The organism is Escherichia sp. KCJ4928 (genome assembly GCF_004352695.1).
Taxonomy (GTDB): Bacteria; Pseudomonadota; Gammaproteobacteria; order Enterobacterales; family Enterobacteriaceae; genus ECMA0423.
This window is the reverse complement of sequence record NZ_SJWV01000787.1, coordinates 1-255: the sequence shown is the minus strand read 5'-3', so window position 1 is coordinate 255 and position 255 is coordinate 1. Positions and strand designations below refer to the sequence as shown.

Sequence of the window (255 nt, the reverse complement as noted above, 5' to 3'; positions counted from 1 at the left end):
AAGTGGACGGCCTGCCGCCGGATGCTTTTGCGGTGGTTTCCTTTCATCTGAACCAGTCACTCTCTTCGCTCTTTTCCCTCGATCTCTCCCTGGTCAGCCAGCAGTTTCTCTCCCTTGAATTTGCGCAAGTGCTGGACAAAATGGCCTACCTGACGATATGGCAGGGCGATGAAGTACAGCGCCGGGTGAAAGGCGTGGTGACCTGGTTTGAACTCGGGGAGAACGACAAAAACCAGATGCTGTACAGCATGAAGG

The 255-nt window shown here is 54.1% G+C and carries 1 protein-coding gene; it reads left to right on the top strand.

The features are described 5' to 3' along the window. Positions 1–2: 2 nt before the first annotated feature. Positions 3–255 (top strand): contractile injection system protein, VgrG/Pvc8 family (locus tag E0D98_RS26780; RefSeq protein WP_240723801.1); only part of this gene is annotated, 253 nt, incomplete at its 3' end.